Consider the following 17,821-nt stretch of genomic DNA (forward strand, 5'->3'; position numbering starts at 1 on the left):
CGTTTCCGTTTGCATGCTTTTTTTACGCGCTCGCTGATTCTTTTTTCACATCATCTTCAATAACACGAACAAATTGCGCTTCGTTATATGGATAACCAGCTTTCGTAATTTTCACTTTCACTAGCTTACCAATTAATTCTTCTGACCCTTCAAAGACAATTTTCAAATAGTTATCTGTATAACCTACATATAACCCTTCACGATCGCCATCTTTAAATTGCTCTTCCGGGATAATTTCAAGTACTTCTCCTTCAAACTGTGAAGCATACTCTTTCGCTAATTGATTAGATAGTTCAATTAGACGGTGAACACGATCATTCTTCACATCTTCAGGAACTTGATCTTCCATACGCGCTGCAGGTGTTCCCGTACGTTTTGAATAAGGGAATACGTGTAACTCAGAGAAGCGATTCTCTTTAATGAAATTGTACGTTTCCATAAATTCTTCTTCTGTTTCACCTGGGAAGCCAACAATTACGTCTGATGTAATCGCAAGACCTGGTAACGCTTCTTTCAAACGATCTAAACGCTCTTGGAAAAATTCCATTGTATACTTACGACGCATACGTTTTAATACAGTATTAGATCCTGATTGCAACGGAATGTGCAAGTGGCGTACAACTACTTCAGATTTGTCTAACACTTCAATTACTTCATCTGAAATTTGACTCGCTTCAATAGAAGAAATACGAAGACGTTTTAATCCACCTACTTCTGCTTCCATATCACGAAGTAATCCAGCTAAGTTATAATCTTTAATATCTTCACCGTATCCACCTGTATGAATACCAGTTAATACGATTTCTTTATAGCCTGCATCCACTAATTGCTGCGCTTGTTTAATAACTTCTTTTCCATCACGAGAACGCATTAAACCACGCGCCCAAGGAATAATACAGAACGTACAGAAGTTATTACAACCTTCTTGTATTTTTAATGAAGCACGTGTACGATCCGTGAAATATGGTACATCAAGTTCTTCGTATACACGTGTTTTCATAATGTTACGGACAGCATTAATTGGTTGACGCTCTTTACGGAATTCTTCGATGTATCCTAACATCTTTTCACGATCTTGTGTACCAACTACAATATCTACACCTGGAATTGCCATAATTTCAGCTGGAGATGTTTGCGCATAACATCCCGTTACACAAATAACCGCATCTGGATTTTGACGCACAGCACGTCTAATTACTTGACGGCTTTTTTTATCTCCAGTATTTGTTACTGTACATGTATTAATAACATATACATCAGATTTCTTTTCATATTCAGTTCTTTCATAACCACCTTGTTTAAACAATTGCCAAATAGCTTCTGTTTCATAGTGGTTTACTTTACAACCTAACGTGTGGAACGCAACAGTTGACATTGATCATCACCCCATCAATTCAAAATGATAAGAAGCAGCACTTAACGCATAAAGCGGTGCCGTTTCCGTTCTTAAAATCCTTGGTCCTAAACTACATAGTACAAATTTATGTTCACGAAGCGCCGTAATCTCTTCCTCAGCTAAACCGCCTTCTGGGCCAAATACAATTAATAGCTTTTGATCTGGTTTCATTGTCGTTAAAGCTTTCGCAAAATTAGATTTCTCGCCTTGTTTTGCTTCTTCTTCATACGCAACAAGACAAACATCATACTCACCACTCATTGAAAGCAATTGCTTAAACGATGCTGGAGCATGTACTTCTGGAACTTCACTTCTATGCGATTGTTCCGCAGCTTCTTTCACAATTTTTCTTAAACGCTCAACTTTTTTATCAGCTTTTTTCGCATCCCATTTTACGATAGAGCGAGATGCTTGAAATGGTAAAAATGCGGCTGCCCCAAGCTCGGTTCCTTTTTGAAAAATTAACTCTAGCTTGTCTCCTTTTGGCAGTCCACTTGCAATCGTCACGAACACAGGAAGTTCACTTGATGCCTCTACCCATTCTACAATAGCTGTCTCAACAAATTCACTGGTAATTTCATCAATTGAACATACTGCTGTTTTTCCGTTTACACAGCAATAAATGTGATCACCAGCTGACATACGCATTACTCTCGCAATGTGATGTACATCATCACCTACAATGCGAATCTTTGCTTCACTTACATGTTTTTCTTCTACAAAATAACGTTGCATATAATCACCTTAGTAGAGTTTCGTTCCTTTCGTAAGTCAACACTTACGAAAAGAACGAAACGTTATCATTTTTCATATAACAAACGGCAAGTCCCTCACCTTATAGTGAGAGACTCCCCTTTTCATTATAAACTAAAATCTATATTACGCATTTCGTGCAATAATTGCTACCCAATCATCCATTCGTAATACTTCTTCAATTGTAAATCCAGCTTTTTCTAACGCCTCAGAAATTACTTTTTCTTTCGCTGCAATAATACCAGATGTAATGAATAATCCACCTGATTTTACAACTCGTGCTGCATCTTCAGGGAATAGAAGAATAATTTCTGCTAATAAATTCGCTACGATTAAATCAACAGGTCCTTCAATACCTTCTAAAAGACTATTTTGTCCAACAGATACGATATCATCTGTTTTATTTAAACGTACATTCATTTCCGCACTTTCCACTGCAACTGGATCTAAATCGTATGCTTGAACAGAAGACGCACCTAATTTTGCCGCTGCAATACTAAGTACACCTGAACCCGTCCCTACATCAATGACAGTATCACCTGATTGAACTGTTTTTTCTAAAGCACGAATACACATCGTTGTTGTTGGATGAGTTCCTGTACCAAACGCCATACCCGGGTCTAATTCAATGATTTTTTCATCCAGAGAAGATGGTGTGTATTCTTCCCATGTCGGTACGATTGTGAATGTATCAGAAATTTGTACTGGATGGTAATACTTTTTCCAAGCAGTAGCCCAATCTTCTTCATTGACTTCGTTAATGGTAATATTTCCAGTACCAATTTCAATGTCGTAAGATGGAAGCACATCAATAGATGATTTTACACCCGCAATCGTTTCGTGTAAAGAATCCGTTTGTGGGAAATATGCTTTTACTAATACACCCTCTGCCGGGTATTCATCTGGGTTCAATGCATAAATTTCACCATATTGTTGCTCGCGCTCTTTCGTCAACTCTGCTGGATCCTCAATTGCAACTCCACTAGCACCAGCTTCATGTAAAATATGAGAGACAGCTTCTACTGCTTCTTCTGTTGTATGAATACTAACTTCTGACCATTTCACAATTTACCAACTCCATTTTTTATTTCCATTATTCCCCTTTGAAAGCACGTTTAAGCTTTCCGAATAAACTATCATCCTGCTCTTCTTGCCCTGCAAATTCACGTAATAAATCTTTTTGATGTGAATTTAATTTTGTTGGTACAACAACACGAACGACTACATATTGATCTCCTTGACCGTATCCACGTACGTTTGGAGCACCTTTTCCTTTTAAGCGGAATTCTGTTCCTGTTTGTGTTCCTGCTGGAATTTTCAGCTTCACTTTCCCATGAACAGTAGGAACTTCTACTTCAGCACCAAGTGCCATTTGCGCAAATGTTAATGGCATTTCGCAAATAATATGATCACCTTCACGCTCGAAGAATTCATGATTTCTTACATGAACAACTACATATAAATCTCCTGCCGGTCCACCATTTACGCCCGCTTCACCTTTTCCAGATACACGAATTTGTTGGCCATTATCAATACCAGCTGGAATCTTAACGTTAATTTTTTTACGCTTACGTACTTTACCTGAACCGTGACATGTCGTACATTTTTCTTTAATCATTTGACCAGTTCCTGAACAATGACCACAAGCTTGACGGTTTACAATACGACCAAACGGTGTATTTTGTTCTACACTTACTTGACCTGATCCTGAACAATGTTTACATGTTTCTTTTGAAGTTCCTGGTTTTGCCCCGCTACCTTTACAAGTATCACATGGATCTTCTACTGGAATTTCAACGTTTAACTCTTTACCAAAAATAGCTTCTTCAAAGTCTAAAGTGACTTGATATTGTAAGTCAGCACCTTGGCGCGGAGCATTTGGATCACGACGTCTGCCGCCGCCGCCAAAGAACGAACTAAAGATATCTTCAAAACCAAAGCCACCGCCGAAGTCTCCTCCGCCACCGAAGCCTTGATTTGCACCAGCATGACCAAATTGATCGTACTGCGCACGCTTTTGATCATCGCTCAACACTTCGTATGCCTCTTGTACTTCTTTAAACTTTTCAATTGCATCTTCTTCTTTACTTACGTCTGGATGGTATTTTTTAGCCAAACGACGATACGCTTTTTTAATTTCATCTTTTGAAGCACCCTGGCTAAGTCCAAGGACCTCATAATAGTCTCGTTTACTCATAAATTTGCAACCCCCGAATCTTTCACATAAACGTAATTTTAACACCGAAAGAAAGTGCTTTGCAACAAAGTTTCCTCACTTACAGTATGCAAGCTAAAAAACTTAAGATCCTCACACATTTCTCCTCATTTATGAAAAAAGCCAAAGCCAAGGCACGCTTGACTTTGACTTTTTGTCATCTTACTTATTATGTTTGTACTTAAATTACTTGTCTTCTTTTACTTCTTCAAATTCAGCGTCTACTACATTATCTTTTTTCGCGCCAGCGTCTTGTGCTCCTTGTGCACCTTCTGCTTGCCCTGCAGCTGCTTGAGCTTGCTCGTATAATTTAACGCTTAATTGTTGTACGATTTCTTGTAAAGCATCTTTTTTCGCACGGATTTCATCAAGATCGTTTTTCTCAATTGCCGCTTGCAACGCTTCTTTCGCTTCTGTCGCTTTTGCAACCTCAGCCGCATCTACTTTACCTTCTAAATCTTTTACAACTTTATCTGTTTGGAATACAAGTTGGTCAGCTTCATTACGAAGTTCAACTTCTTCCTTACGTTTTTGGTCAGCGTCAGCATTTGCTTCTGCTTCTTGTACCATACGATCTACTTCTTCATCAGAAAGACCTGAAGATGATTGAATTGTAATAGCTTGCTCTTTGCTTGTTCCTAAGTCTTTTGCACGTACGTTAACGATACCGTTCGCATCAATATCGAATGTTACTTCGATTTGTGGAATACCACGTGGTGCTGGTGGAAGATCCGTTAATTGGAAACGACCTAATGTTTTGTTGTCAGCTGACATTGGACGCTCACCTTGTAGTACATGAATGTCTACTGCCGGTTGGTTATCAGCAGCTGTTGAGAATACTTGTGACTTACTTGTTGGAATTGTAGTGTTACGCTCGATTAATTTCGTGAACACACCACCCATAGTTTCAATACCTAAAGAAAGTGGAGTTACGTCTAATAATAGTACGCCTTCTACATCACCAGTAAGTACGCCACCTTGAACCGCAGCACCTAATGCTACAACTTCATCAGGGTTTACGCCTTTGTATGGCTCTTTACCAGTTTCACGTTTAATAGCTTCTTGAACAGCTGGGATACGAGTAGATCCACCAACAAGGATAACTTTATCTAATTCACTTGGAGCAAAGCCAGCGTCTTTTAATGCACGACGAGTCGGCTCTAATGTTCTTTCAACAAGACCTGCTGAAAGCTCTTCGAATTTTGCTCTTGTTAACGTTAATTCTAAGTGTAATGGGCCAGCAGCTCCAGCACTAATGAATGGTAATGAAATTTGTGTTTGTGTTACACCTGAAAGATCTTTTTTCGCTTTTTCAGCTGCATCTTTCAAACGTTGAAGTGCCATTTTATCTTGGCTTAAATCAATGTTATTTTCTTTTTTGAATTCAGCTACTAAGTGATCGATGATAACTTGGTCAAAGTCATCTCCACCAAGGCGGTTGTCACCAGCAGTTGAAATAACTTCGAATGTGCCGTCTGCTAACTCAAGGATAGATACGTCAAATGTACCGCCACCTAAGTCATATACTAAGATTTTTTGCTCTTCATCTTGTTTTTCTAAACCGTAAGCAAGTGCTGCTGCTGTTGGTTCGTTAATGATACGCTCAACTTCTAAACCAGCGATACGACCAGCATCTTTCGTTGCTTGACGCTCTGCATCGTTGAAGTATGCAGGTACTGTAATAACAGCTTTCGTTACTGTTTCACCTAAGTATGCTTCAGCAGAAGCTTTTAAGTTTTGTAAAATGATTGCAGAAATTTCTTGAGGTGTAAAATCTTTACCTTCAACTTCTACTTTGTAGTCTGTACCCATATGACGTTTAACAGACATGATTGTATTTGGGTTTGTAATTGCTTGGCGCTTCGCAACTTCCCCAACTTGACGCTCTTCATTTTTGAAAGCTACAACAGAAGGTGTTGTACGGTTTCCTTCTGGATTTGGGATCACCTTTGGTTCTCCACCTTCCATAACAGCTACACAAGAGTTTGTTGTACCTAAGTCAATACCGATAATTTTACTCATGGCGAATCCTCCTACTTTTATGTAAATTATTGATTTACTTTTACCATTGATGGGCGAATCACACGGTCTTTTAGTTTATAACCTTTTTGGAATTCTTCAACTACCGCGTTTGATTCAAATTCACTGTCTTCCACTTGCATAATAGCTTGGTGTTCATTCGGATCAAACTGTTTACCAACAGCTTCAATCGCTTCCACACCTTCTTTAGTCAACGCTTCTAGCAATTGACGATGCACCATTTCCATACCTTGTAACAAGGATTTCGTTTGCTCGTCAGTCGCTTCCACTTGCATCGCTCTTTCAAAATTATCAAGAGCTGGCAAAATATCTGAAACTAGACTTTGTGCTCTATATTTGTCAGCAGCCTGTTTATCCATTTGGACACGGCGCTTATAATTTTCAAAATCAGCTTGTAGACGTAATGTGCGACCTTCCGTTTCCGTTAGTTTCGCTTGTAACTCATCTACTTTTTCTTGTAAAAGAGCAGCCTCACTTTTTTCTTCTACAGTTTTTTCACTGTTTTCTGGCGTGACAGCTTCTTCAACTTGCGCTTCTTTCACTTCTTCTACCACTTGTTCGTTACGCTCTTCCACAATTTTCACCTCCTTAAAAGGTATTAGGTATCATGCTTAGCATGATTACCTAATCATTATATATTACACACAGCAATGAAAATTTCATTACTTGAGCGAATGTATTACTCTCATTTACTTTTTAAGTCCGTCTGTAAACTGTCTTGTAAATAACTGCAGTAAACTAATTACACGAGAGTATTGCATTCTCGTCGGACCTAAAATTGCAATTGTTCCAAGTTGCTCTTCTCCAATCGAATACGTTGCAGAAATCAAACTGCAATCCTCCATTGCCGTAGAAGAATTTTCTCTACCAATTTTCACTTGAATTCCGACTTGTTTATGACGCAAAATGTCATAAAACGCAGCCTCATTATCAATCATCGTCAGCAAAGATCTTACTTTATGAATGTCATGGAACTCCGGTTGCGAAAGCATATTCGCTTTCCCTCCAAAGTATATCTTTTCCGATAACGGAACTTGAAATGTACCATCTAACATTTTTATCGCACTATCGTAATTATGAACATACCCACGTAAAACTGTAACAATCTCTTTAAAGATTTTATTATGAAGTTCTGCCATCGGTACACCAGATAGCTTTTCATTTAAAATGTTAACCATTTTTTCTAAATCTGATAAATCAACAGATTCCGGAACGGTAATCGTTTTACTTTGTACATGCCCTGTATCCGTTACAATAATAGCGACTGCTGTTTGACGATCAAGCGGCACAATTTGTACGTTTTTAAGTTTATTTGTGCTTAACTTAGGCCCTAGAACAATCGCCGTATAGCTCGTAAGCTCTGATAAAATTTGAGCAGATTGCTGTGCAACTTTTTCTGCTTCAAAAATTCTTTCAGCAAATAAATCTTTAATTTGTACAATTTCATCGTTCGGTAAGTTTTGCGGCGCTAAAAGATGGTCTACATAAAATCGGTATCCTTTCTCAGAAGGAACCCGTCCAGAAGAACTATGTGTTTTTTCAATAAAACCTAATTCTTCTAAATCAGCCATTTCATTTCGAATAGTAGCTGAACTAAATGTGATTTCTTCTTTTTTAGCCAACGTTCTAGACCCAACGGGCTGCGCTGATCCAATAAAGTCATCAATAATTGTTTGTAAAATTAAGAGCTGACGTTCCGTAAGCATCTCATCATCACCTCTGTTAGCACTCTTTGTCTTCGAGTGCTAAATCTATTAATAACTTACCAAAATTGACATTCAATTGTCAACGGAAACGTCACGAAATAATGAATTTTTTTCACGTTTATGAAACATTTAATTAGTCAATCAAAAATGACTGGAACACTTCATTCCCTAATAATTTCCCTTTTCGTGTTAAACGCACATATCCATCTCTTTCTTCAAGCAACCCTTGTTCTTGATTGCCTTGTAACTGCTTCGCGAAAACTTGATCCATCTCCATATTGAATTTCTTTTGGAATGCTATTTTAGAAACACCTTTTGTTTTTCGAAGTCCTAAAAACAACTCTTCTTCCATTTTTTCCTTCTCAGTCACTTCATGAACATCTAAATAAGGAAATCCTGTTTCATCAATTTTCGTAAAATACTGCTTGAGCGGTCCTACATTTTGAATACGTTCTCCATTTACATAACTATGCGCTCCAGCTCCAAATCCATAGTACTCTTCATTATTCCAGTATGTGAGATTATGTCTACTTTCATTATCACCTTTTGAGAAATTACTAATTTCATACTGGTTATAACCGTGTTTCTCCATTTCATCCATTACCATTTCATACATTTTCGCTTCATGGTCTTCACCCGGAAGACGCAATTTCCCTTTATTCATTAAGTTATAAAACACTGTTTTGGGTTCCACAATTAATGAATATGCCGAGAAATGTTGTACACCAAGCGTAAAAGCAATGTCTAATGTTTCCTTCACATCTTCTATCGTTTGTCCTGGCAAAGCATAAATAATATCTACATTAATATTTTTAAAGCCTACTTCTTGAGCTTCTCGAATCGCTAGGAATGCATCTTCCCTCGTATGCTTGCGCCCGATTTTCTCCAGCAGTTCATCACGGAACGTTTGCACACCAAAACTAATTCGATTCACTCCACCTTCTAGCAGTACATTCAACTTCTCTTTCGGCAGATCTCCTGGATTCGCTTCAAATGTCAATTCACAATTCGGAGCAAACGGACGCAAATGACGATTAATAATCTCGAGTAATTTTTTTGTCTGTTCCATATTTAATGCTGTCGGCGTTCCTCCACCAACAAAAATCGTTTTCATACTATCAAACGGTACTTTTTGAACCGTATTTATTATTTCTTTCTCTAAGTACTCTAAATATTGATCTACCGGTTGGCGTTCAATAAACACTTTATTAAAATCACAATAGTGACAAATATGCTGACAAAACGGAATATGAATATATGCAGCTTGTACCAAATATAACTCCTACCTTTCTAAAAAGAAAACCTCCGCACTCCGGAGGGTTCTCTACTTCTCTAACGTATTACGGATTTGTTCCATTCGCATTTTTCCCCAATCATACATCATTTCAACGATTGGTAAAAGTGACATGCCTAGTTCCGTCATATAATACTCAACACGAGGAGGAATTTCGGGATATACTGTTCGATCAACAATCCCATCTTCCATTAACTCTTTTAATTGGTTCGACAAAACTTTATGAGAAATGCTTGGGAATAACCGTTGTAATTCGCTAAAACGATGAGGCCCTTCCACACCAAGATGCCACAGTATCACAACTTTCCACTTTCCACTAATAATAGAAAGCGTCAATTCCTTTTCACAATTAAAATTACCATTTTGTAGTTTCTCTTGAATATCTTTTCGAATATTTTCGGACATTAATAATCTCCTAACTCTGTATGAACTAAAAAGCTCTCTCACTATTGTAAATGAGAGATACTAAGATGTCTAAAAAGTAATGATACAGAAAAAAAGAAGCCGCATAAACGACTCCTTCTTTATTTTATATTAGTTGTCATCCATTTTCAGTACAGCCATGAATGCCTCTTGCGGTACTTCTACAGAACCAACAGACTTCATACGTTTTTTACCTTCTTTTTGCTTATCAAGAAGTTTACGCTTACGAGAAATGTCACCACCGTAACATTTTGCAAGTACGTTTTTACGCATCGCCTTAATTGTAGAACGTGCTACAACCTTGTTTCCAATAGTAGCTTGAATTGGCACTTCGAACTGTTGTCTTGGAATCAATTCTTTTAATTTCTCTACGATTACTTTACCACGGTCATACGCTGAATCACGGTGCACAATGAATGATAAAGCATCCACTTGTTCATTATTTAAAAGAATATCCATTTTCACAAGTTTAGACGGTTTATAACCAATTAACTCGTAGTCAAATGATGCATATCCTTTCGTATTTGATTTCAATTGATCGAAGAAGTCATATACGATTTCTGATAACGGGATTTCATATGTTAATGTAACACGCGTTTCATCTAAATATTGCATATCAATAAACGTTCCACGTTTACCTTGGCAAATTTCCATTACAGCTCCAACATAGTCATTCGGAACCATAATTGAAGCTTTAACAAACGGCTCTTCTACACGATCGATAGACTGTGGATCTGGCATATTAGATGGATTATCAACAATAACATCTTCACCGTTTGTTAAATAAACTTTATAAATAACGCTTGGCGCTGTTGTAATTAAGTCAATCTTAAATTCACGTTCAATACGTTCTTGAATGATTTCCATGTGAAGTAAACCTAAGAATCCACAACGGAAACCAAATCCTAGCGCTTGAGATGTTTCTGGTTCAAACTCAAGAGCAGAATCGTTTAACTCTAATTTTTCTAACGCATCACGTAAATCGTTATAACGAGCAGAATCAATTGGATACAGCCCACAGAATACCATCGGGTTTAATTTACGGTAACCTGGTAACGCCTCTGCAGCCGGACGTTTCGCATGTGTAATCGTATCACCAACACGTGTATCACCTACGTTTTTAATAGATGCTGCTAAGAAACCTACATCACCTACAGTTAACTCATCACGCTGCGTTGTTTTCGGTGTAAATACACCTACTTCTGTTACTTCAAACTCTTTACCAGTTGCCATCATACGTACTTTATCGCCAACTTTTACCGTTCCGTTTACAACACGGATATATGCAATTACACCACGATATGGATCATATAAGGAATCGAAAATCATACATTGTAACGGCTCTTCTGAATCACCCGTCGGAGCTGGTACTTTTTCAACGATTTGTTCTAAAATGTCCTCAATACCAATGCCTGCTTTTGCCGAAGCAAGTACAGCTTCCGATGCATCTAAACCAATTACATCTTCTACCTCTTGACGTACGCGTTCTGGATCCGCACTTGGTAAATCGATTTTATTAATAACTGGTAAGATTTCTAAATTATTATCAAGCGCTAAATATACGTTTGCTAATGTTTGCGCCTCAATCCCTTGCGCTGCATCAACAACAAGAATTGCACCTTCACAAGCCGCTAAACTACGAGATACTTCGTACGTAAAATCGACGTGTCCTGGCGTATCGATCAAGTGAAGAATATACTCTTCACCGTCTTTCGCTTTATACGTTAATTGTACTGCATTTAATTTAATTGTAATACCGCGCTCACGCTCTAAATCCATAGAGTCAAGCAACTGAGCTTTCATTTCGCGCTGTGTTAACGCGTTTGTTTTCTCCAAAATACGGTCTGCCAACGTTGATTTCCCGTGGTCAATGTGAGCAATGATGGAGAAGTTACGAATTTTGGACTGTCTTTTTGCTCTTTCTTCTTTATTCATCTATGTTCTCAACTCCTAATAGTCTCGCCAATATACACTAGCACTGATTATATCAATAGAGCAGCAAAGATTCAATGAAAACTCGTGCTGCTTACAAGACAAATCATTCTATCTATATCTTATGCGAACAAACCATAAGAGACAAACCTTTTTCAAATTAAAAAACGGCTGTCGTACAAAACGATAAGACAACCGTTCTTCCTGCTACTCTTAGCTAAAAATCTCTTTCACTTTCCCAACAACTATATCCGTTCCAAACTTTGTTATTTCATAAGCAACACTTGCTATCGCCATACCAATTCCTTCTACGACATTAAAACTTCTTAAACTTTCTAATTGTTTTTGTTTCTCAATAGTTGAAAACGAACTTCCCAAAATTTCTGATTCAGCACTCGCACCCTCTGTCCCTGTCATATGAGCTATTTGTTCATACGACAGCTGCTGATAACCTTTCATACTTTTCAAACCATGATTAGCAAGCGCAACTCCTGCTATCATCATAAGTAAACATAAAACTGCACTACATATACACAGAAGTGCAAAACGACTTAAACTATCATCGTCTCTCCCCCTCAATGTGTATATGCTCCTGTATTATCTTGGTCAATTTGATGATGCAGCGCTGCATTTAACCCACTCGCTATTACATTTGCCATATCCTCTATAAAAGCATCTACTTCTTTTGGGGTCACCATTAAATTATGACCGAGAGGAGACAGTACTTCATAGATCAATTTTCTTTTTTCTTCTTCTTCCAACGTACCAATAGCACCTAAAAACATATTCCGACTTTTTTCATCCGGCATATCTTCTTCTGTTAATTTTTTCTTTTCTCCGAATGAAAATCCCGCTGGTAATAAAGACCGTGACGGCTTATGTCCCTCTTTCATCTCTCTTCCAAAGTGCTTCAAAATAAAATCGATCGTATCACTCGTAATAGAAACTGCGTCTACTACAGTTGGAACACCAATCGCAATAACAGGGATTCCTAATGTTTCTTTACTTAGCTCCTTACGTTTATTCCCAACACCAGATCCAGGATGAATCCCTGTATCCGAAATTTGTATCGTACTATTTACACGTTCAATAGAGCGTGCAGCTAACGCATCAATTGCAATTACAAAGTCTGGCTTCGTCTTCTCAATGATTCCATAAATAACATCGCTCGTTTCAATTCCTGTAATTCCCATTACTCCCGGACGAATTGCACTAACAGGCCTAAAACCTTCTTCTATACTTTCAGGCTGCAATTGAAACAAATGTCTCGTTACCAATACGTTTTCTACAACTATCGGTCCAAGTGCATCCGGTGTTACATTCCAATTCCCAAGACCAACAATTAAACAGCTCGCTTCTTTTGTAACGCCAACCTCTTCTAAGAAATAAGAAAATTCTTTCGCAAAAATCCGCTCTACCTTTTGTTGCAGTTCCGTATCTTGTTGACGTATACCTTGCACTTCAAGCGTTAAATAATTTCCAGGTTTTTTACCCATCGATTCAGATGCAACTTCATCAATTGTGACTTTTGTAATTGTAATACCCTCTTCTTCCCTCTCTTTTACAATAACTCCTTGTACCCCTTCTTGTTCTTCTTGGCGTTCTTGCAACATTTGATGCGCTTCTACAGCAAGGTCAGTTCTAATACTATATTTACTTAAATCTAATGGTTCTTTCATCGTATCTCCTCCGTAATTCATAGTAAATATCGTTAGATTTCCCAAAGTTATATAAGGTCATTCTTTCCTTTACGTGAAATTTCATTGATATACTATTGCAATTCTCTTCACCGTTTGATAGAATATCACTTGTTCTATGTTAAGAATCGAGTCATTCGATTGCACCAGGGAGGTGAAAAGTATGGCAAACATCAAATCTGCTATCAAACGCGCTAAACTTAGCGAAGAGCGTCGTGCACATAACGCTTCTATCAAGTCTGACATGCGTTCTGCTGTTAAAACTGTAGAAGCTTTAGTTACTAATAACGATCTTGAAAATGCTAAAGAAGCTTTCAAAACTGCTTCTAAAAAACTTGACAAAGCAGCTCGTAAAGGTCTTATCCACCAAAACGCTGCAGCTCGTCAAAAATCTCGCTTAGCGAAACAAGTAAACGCGTAAGGCGTTTAAAAAACGATCCATTTGGATCGTTTTTTTATATACAAAAAAGTTCACGTAACAAGTACATGAACTTTTTTGTATCACTACATATGATTTAGCCGCAGCAGGAAAAACTCAAGCACAAGTTTCTTATCCATTTTCCCCGTCTTCATACTATAATCAGCTTCCGCTAATTCTATAATAACTTTTTTTAATTCTTCAAAAGAGAAAAACTTCGTTTGATTCATCGCCAACTTTACACGATACGGATGTACACCAATATGAGACGCGATTTGATTTTGTCCGTAACCACGTTGTTGCAACTCTTTCACTTGATGCAGCAAGCGGAATTGACTCACTAATAACGCAAGCAATTTAATCGGTTCTTCCTGCTGCGTAAATAATCCATCTAAAATTTGCATTGCACCCGCAATATCCTTTTTCACTACTTTTTCTGTCAAAGCAAATACATTTTGCTCCACAGACTTCGGCACAAGCTCTGTAACAAGTTTTGGTGTAATCTCTCCGCCCATACCAACGTATAACGTTAACTTGTCCATTTCCTTCGCCAACATCGTTACATTACTTCCCACAAGCTCTAATAACAAACTAACAGCTGCATTATCAATATGCACATGTACTTCATCAGCACGAGCACCAATCCATTTCTGAACATCTTGCACTTGCATCGCATTCGCTTCTACTACATCCGCTGTTTTCTTTAATAGTTTTGTAATTTTTTTTCGTTCATCGAGTTTTTCGTAAGGCGCAACAAAAACAAGAATAGAAAATGGAGAAGGTTCACCAATATATTCTTCTAAAATTTTTATATTTTGTTCTAACTTTTCTTTTTGTGAAGTTAAAAAAAGTGGTGATTTCATTAATAGTACTTTCCGTTCCCCAAAAAAAGGAAGTGTACGCGCATCCTCAACCACATCTTCTAAATAGGATTCTTCCAAATCGTATGTCACAACATTAAATTCTCGATCTTCCTCTTCAAGTGCTTCTGTTGTAATAAGCTTTATCGTTTCATTTATAAAAAACGCTTCCGTTCCATACAGTAAATATAACGGAGCAAACTGCTTCTTTTTAATTTTTTTATGTATATCACTCATACTTTTTTCCTACTCCCTAACTTGGCAATATATATTTATACTAATGCCCTAGCTTTTGTTTTACAAGTACAAAGGAACAGGCTTTACAACCCGCCCCTTTATTTATATTAAACGCCACGCAATAAGTCCCGGGTTTCTTATTGGTGTGCGGTAATCACCTTCCCTTTATTATTCACAATAAAAATCCGAGTATAAGTGCCAACTCTTAACATGCTTGGAAACGAAAAACTCATGTCACTTAACGAACTAGAAAGTAGTAAAAATACTCGGTTCCTCTTCATATGGAAATTGTAGATTTTTTTCTGACAATATTTTATACTAAAGTGGAATGTTGGGGAGGGATTCTAAATGAATGATTTTGAACAAAATGTTCAAAGTAAACGCAATGACGCTATTGATTCAGGGGTAGGATTTATCGTCTCATTTGGTTTTTTCGCAACACTTTTCATTATTGCAACTGTTATTAAATTCATCGGTTCTTAAAGGCTGCCATTTCATGGCAGTCTTCTCTTTTTCATCTATTATGTATTTCATCATATGTGATTTTACTTTTAAAGGTTCCGGTTTCCCCTTTAAAAACATAGGAAATAGCACCTTGTTTATCCGTTCGCCATATTTCAGTACCCATCTTCTCAAAACGCTCTATCACCTCCTTATCCGGATGTCCATACCTATTCCGTTCTCCCACAGAAACAATCGCTATACTAGGCTGTATAAGCCTCAAAAAAGGTGCTGTAGATGACGTTTTACTCCCATGATGCGCAACTTTTAAAACATCCGCCCGTAAATATGGATATGTCGATGCTAAAAATTCCTCTCCCTCTTCTTCTAAATCACCTGTAAACAGCCATGTTAATCCTCCTAATTTGGCCCACATTACAATTGAAGAGTTATTTTCACTTTTTTCTTTCCCTTTCGGAGCTAGTATAAAAAATTCCGCTCCATTTACACTCCAACACTCCCCTTCTTCCACTATACTTATTTTCACTTCTTTTTCTAATGCTTTTTTCTTTAACACCTTTTCTAATACTGTCTCTTGTTTCTTTTGACCAAATACAACTTCTTTTACAGTTATATACGATAATAAATCCGATGCGGCACCTATATGATCCGCATCTCCATGCGTTATGATTAATTTATCAATTGTTTTCACACCTTCCTTTTGCAAAAAAGGAACAAGAATATCGTGACCAACAGAAAATTCATGCTTTTTCCGTTGCCATTCTTCTTTATTTATCCGAAGTGTTCCACCTGTATCAATAAGATAAACCCCTTTATCATATGGAAGTCGAATTAATATTGCATCACCTTGTCCAACATCAATAAATGTCACACTCCCACTCTCGCGAAAATACGGGTATACATAATGACACGTGCTAATAAAAAGAAAGCCACTCATGACTATGAACACAATTTTTTTCGGCATCCCTCTTTCCAAGACGATCAATATACTAATAATTATTACACAATATACAACTATAAGAAGTATGGGTGTTTGCCCGAAAACTAGGCGGGTAAACGGTAAGCTTTCACAGTAACTTAGTAAATTATTAGAAATAATTAAACCTACTGACAGTACATTCGCAAGTCCTTTTGCGAGAAATGGGATAATTGGTATAAATACCAGAATAATAATACTACATGGTAATACAATTATAGATAAAAATGGAACGTATATGAAGTTGAGGAAAATACTATATGGAGAAAAATAACCAAAATGATATAACAAAATCGGGGTACTAACGAGCTGCGAGATAATAGAAATATAAATAGCATTTCGAATTACTCCATTACTACACCTTAGTAGTATCGGAGCAGATAAAATTAAAGCGAAACTACCTACAAATGAAAATTGAAATCCTATATTAAAAACAAGATATGGGTCGTATATAAGCATACATATAGCCGTTATACTTAAGGCATCTAAACTAGATAAGCGAACAGAACAAATGAAAGCACCCAACAATAAAACACCTGTTATAGAAGCTCTTATAACAGATGGTGATGCGCCTGCTATAATCATGTACACTGGAATACAAACAATTAGAAATACTGTCGCCATCTCCTTCGTCACACCACTTCTCAGTAAAACAAAGTAAACTATCACCATTAACAGAACAATATGCGACCCTGAAATCGCCAATAAATGCACAAGACCAAATTGCTGATACTGTTCTTCAACTTCAAACGTCATTTGTTGTCGGTCACCAAATAATAATGCATTCATAAAAGCACCTGATTGCTCTGGAAACATTTCTGTAACTTTAAAGATTATGTGCTGCCTATAAAAAAGAATCCATTGCACAAATGATAATGATGTTTTTTGGCACTCAGAAATATATGTAGCATGGAATATAAAATGAATATTTTGTTTATATAAATAATCTCGGTAATCAAAACCATGAAAATTCCGAGCAGTTTGCGGTTCTTTCCTCTCACCTTTGAATACACAGGATACTCCCGCATATAATTGTTGTAATTGTTTCTTTTCCAAGGCTGATTTCATTTTGTAACTTAACTGCACTGTATTTTTATTCTGATCTTCAAATTGAAAAGATAGGCGATCCCCATTAATAAGAGGTGTATTTTGTATCACCTCTCTTGTAGCTTCATAGGGCTCCCCTAGAGGCTTATTTTGCCCTTGAACATACGAAGTGTACATAGCACCACTAAAACACGCTATCATACAAAAAATGAAGGTTTTACGCGAAGTACGATATAAACAGAAGAAAACATATAAAACGAAACAACAAGCAATCCATAAAAATGACAAGGAAAAGGCGATTGCAATCCCCATTATAAAAGAGATTGCAATATAGCCCCATTGTTCATGCAACTTATACTCACTCC

General features: G+C 37.3%; 16 protein-coding genes. 2 read left to right on the forward strand and 14 right to left on the reverse strand.

The features are described 5' to 3' along the window. Positions 1 to 22: 22 nt before the first annotated feature. The 12 genes from mtaB to gpr all read right to left on the reverse strand — a co-directional run bounded on the left by mtaB (position 23) and on the right by gpr (position 13,438). Entirely contained in the window at positions 23 to 1,375 is a 1,353-nt protein-coding gene (gene mtaB, locus JDS98_RS15825) for a tRNA (N(6)-L-threonylcarbamoyladenosine(37)-C(2))-methylthiotransferase MtaB (protein WP_000108698.1), read from the reverse strand. 6 nt (positions 1,376 to 1,381) lie between these two features. Next, positions 1,382 to 2,131: a 16S rRNA (uracil(1498)-N(3))-methyltransferase gene (locus JDS98_RS15830; RefSeq protein ID WP_199634027.1), complete on the reverse strand. Its 750-nt coding sequence runs from the start codon at positions 2,129 to 2,131 to the stop codon at positions 1,382 to 1,384. A gap of 144 nt (positions 2,132 to 2,275) precedes the next feature. Continuing rightward, a complete protein-coding gene (prmA, locus tag JDS98_RS15835; RefSeq protein ID WP_098137352.1) occupies positions 2,276 to 3,214 on the reverse strand; it encodes a 50S ribosomal protein L11 methyltransferase in 939 nt (312 codons plus the stop codon). A gap of 28 nt (positions 3,215 to 3,242) precedes the next feature. After that, positions 3,243 to 4,346, reverse strand: coding sequence for a chaperone protein DnaJ (gene dnaJ / locus JDS98_RS15840; RefSeq protein ID WP_199634028.1), 1,104 nt, complete (start codon positions 4,344 to 4,346; stop codon positions 3,243 to 3,245). A 204-nt stretch (positions 4,347 to 4,550) separates the two neighbouring features. Beyond that, positions 4,551 to 6,386: a chaperone protein DnaK gene (dnaK, locus tag JDS98_RS15845; protein ID WP_000034694.1), complete on the reverse strand. Its 1,836-nt coding sequence runs from the start codon at positions 6,384 to 6,386 to the stop codon at positions 4,551 to 4,553. Between the two features lie 26 nt (positions 6,387 to 6,412). Continuing rightward, a complete protein-coding gene (gene grpE / locus JDS98_RS15850) occupies positions 6,413 to 6,979 on the reverse strand; it encodes a nucleotide exchange factor GrpE (protein WP_000392715.1) in 567 nt (188 codons plus the stop codon). 114 nt (positions 6,980 to 7,093) lie between these two features. Next, positions 7,094 to 8,110 (reverse strand): heat-inducible transcriptional repressor HrcA, encoded by a 1,017-nt coding sequence (gene hrcA / locus JDS98_RS15855; protein ID WP_000954961.1) that lies wholly within the window; start codon positions 8,108 to 8,110, stop codon positions 7,094 to 7,096. A gap of 133 nt (positions 8,111 to 8,243) precedes the next feature. Continuing rightward, entirely contained in the window at positions 8,244 to 9,383 is a 1,140-nt protein-coding gene (gene hemW / locus JDS98_RS15860) for a radical SAM family heme chaperone HemW (RefSeq protein WP_097958097.1), read from the reverse strand. A gap of 51 nt (positions 9,384 to 9,434) precedes the next feature. Then, positions 9,435 to 9,809 (reverse strand): winged helix-turn-helix transcriptional regulator, encoded by a 375-nt coding sequence (locus tag JDS98_RS15865; protein ID WP_001293547.1) that lies wholly within the window; start codon positions 9,807 to 9,809, stop codon positions 9,435 to 9,437. Positions 9,810 to 9,938: 129 nt separating this feature from the next. Next, complete coding sequence (gene lepA, locus JDS98_RS15870) at positions 9,939 to 11,762, reverse strand: elongation factor 4 (protein ID WP_001030961.1); 1,824 nt, start codon at positions 11,760 to 11,762, stop codon at positions 9,939 to 9,941. Positions 11,763 to 11,972: 210 nt separating this feature from the next. Beyond that, positions 11,973 to 12,338 (reverse strand): YqxA family protein, encoded by a 366-nt coding sequence (locus JDS98_RS15875; protein WP_001214892.1) that lies wholly within the window; start codon positions 12,336 to 12,338, stop codon positions 11,973 to 11,975. Beyond that, positions 12,335 to 13,438, reverse strand: a complete 1,104-nt coding sequence (gpr, locus tag JDS98_RS15880; protein ID WP_097958099.1) for a GPR endopeptidase — start codon at positions 13,436 to 13,438, stop codon at positions 12,335 to 12,337. The genes JDS98_RS15875 and gpr overlap by 4 nt, the downstream gene beginning before the upstream one ends. 181 nt (positions 13,439 to 13,619) lie before the next feature. On the opposite strand from gpr, the gene rpsT reads away from it, so the two are divergent. Further along, positions 13,620 to 13,877, forward strand: a complete 258-nt coding sequence (gene rpsT / locus JDS98_RS15885) for a 30S ribosomal protein S20 (RefSeq protein WP_001274011.1) — start codon at positions 13,620 to 13,622, stop codon at positions 13,875 to 13,877. An 83-nt stretch (positions 13,878 to 13,960) separates the two neighbouring features. On the opposite strand, the gene holA is transcribed toward rpsT, so the two are convergent. Then, positions 13,961 to 14,971: a DNA polymerase III subunit delta gene (holA, locus tag JDS98_RS15890; RefSeq protein ID WP_001279927.1), complete on the reverse strand. Its 1,011-nt coding sequence runs from the start codon at positions 14,969 to 14,971 to the stop codon at positions 13,961 to 13,963. A 348-nt stretch (positions 14,972 to 15,319) separates the two neighbouring features. Here holA and JDS98_RS15895 point away from each other — a divergent pair, with 348 nt between their 5' ends. Further along, positions 15,320 to 15,454 (forward strand): YqzM family protein, encoded by a 135-nt coding sequence (locus JDS98_RS15895; RefSeq protein WP_000997609.1) that lies wholly within the window; start codon positions 15,320 to 15,322, stop codon positions 15,452 to 15,454. A gap of 31 nt (positions 15,455 to 15,485) precedes the next feature. Here the strand turns inward: JDS98_RS15895 and JDS98_RS15900 are convergent, their stop codons facing one another. Then, complete coding sequence (locus JDS98_RS15900; RefSeq protein WP_199634029.1) at positions 15,486 to 17,807, reverse strand: DNA internalization-related competence protein ComEC/Rec2; 2,322 nt, start codon at positions 17,805 to 17,807, stop codon at positions 15,486 to 15,488. Between the last annotated feature and the right edge of the window lie 14 nt (positions 17,808 to 17,821).

Origin of the sequence: Bacillus cereus group sp. N11, from assembly GCF_016483605.1 — a bacterium.
In the GTDB taxonomy this organism is placed as follows: Bacteria; Bacillota; Bacilli; order Bacillales; family Bacillaceae_G; genus Bacillus_A; species Bacillus_A toyonensis.